Raw genomic sequence first — 1,297 nt, forward strand, 5'->3', positions numbered from 1 at the left:
TGCGACACCAGCCCGGCGCCGTCATCGGTGGCCTGGACCTGTGGGTAGAACACGGTAGAGTTGCTCACCAGAAAGGTGCTCCTCGCTCTGCTCGGAATTGGTTGTGTCGCAACTCCAATTATCGCAGGTGAGAGCACCTTTCTTCATACTTCAGACAGGGCGAGTCGAATTCAGCGTGAAAGGCCGAGGTTAGTGGTCTGCAGTCGCCAACGAGCTGGACGCAAGTTCCAAAGCCTCGACAAGATCCGTCTCCTCCTTTGGCAGTCGACCGGCGGCCTCGGCCACCGCATCTAGGCGAGCTCGCACATCAGCGCCGCGCTGGATCCCGGCGCGCGCGGTCTCGGTCCAGGCCCGCGCACAGCAGTCGGCGGCTTGCGCCAGGTCTGCTGTGGCGAGGTCGCCAGTCAGTCTTGCGACCTCAGCGCACCCCTCGGCGAGTAAGCGTCGGAACAACCCGCCGCCGGTGCCTGCCTTCTCGATGAACGCGCCGAGGCTGAACAGTAAGATTTCAAGTTCGTCATCTGGAAGGTCGGCCCAGGTGTGGACGTCGGCGGCCAGCGCTGCCGCGGCGGCCAAGCCCTCGGCACCGCTGGCTGCGGTGAGATCGGCGATGCTTGCCCCCGATGCCTGACGCATGTTGTCAGCAGACTGCCGGAACGCTGCCGCTGCAGTGTCGCCGATAGTGGGGAGCTCGCTCGGCCAGGTAATGCGATACGTGCAGTGGCGCGTCGGCTGTGGGAACGACGTCGAAGACCTGGCCCGAGCCAGCGAGTCGAAGGGGACCGCCTGCACCTCGGCCCGGTCGTTGTCTACGACGAACGCTACGCCCGCGTCCTCGTCGTAGCCGATTACGACGATGTCGTGGCGGCTCATCTGCATCTGGACCCTCAGATACGGTAGCTCGGCGATGTCGCCCCACACCAGGCTTGGTCGACCGGAGTCGATTTCGTCGCGTACCCACGACCATCCCTCCTCTGGATCATCGGTGGTGAGGACCTGGACCTGCCCGCCGAGCCGGCGGGGTAGGTCGACTTCGAAGTCAGCACCTCGTCCCACCAGATACAGCGGTGGAACGAGGGCATTCGATCGAAGATAGGACAACCCCAAGGCGCCCCCGAGGGTAAATACGAGCCCTTCGCTGGGCGGTCCGTCCCACCCGAGATCGTGCCAGTGCAGCAGATCTCGCATCGCGCCTGAACCACAGTGGCCCCCGATCTGATGGGGGTAACCCTGGATGAAGGTCTTGCGGGGCATATGCCGTCCTTTCCGAGTCGCGGGGCGTTGGTGTGGCGGGGCG

Annotated in this window: 1 protein-coding gene; it reads right to left on the reverse strand. The window is 64.5% G+C overall.

The genetic code is table 11. The annotated features are described in order from the left end of the window. Positions 1-189: 189 nt before the first annotated feature. On the reverse strand, positions 190-1,254 hold the full coding sequence (locus tag ACJMNC_RS18270) for a BtrH N-terminal domain-containing protein (RefSeq protein ID WP_408949363.1): 1,065 nt from the start codon (positions 1,252-1,254) through the stop codon (positions 190-192). Positions 1,255-1,297 lie beyond the last annotated feature (43 nt).

This window comes from Gordonia sp. VNK21, from assembly GCF_046098115.1.
GTDB lineage: Bacteria > Actinomycetota > Actinomycetes > Mycobacteriales > Mycobacteriaceae > Gordonia.

Coding starts and splice junctions, on each gene's coding strand:
- ACJMNC_RS18270 (WP_408949363.1), bottom strand. CDS start 1,254: ATGCCCCGCAAGACCTTCATCCAGGGTTACCCCCATCAGATCGGGGGC.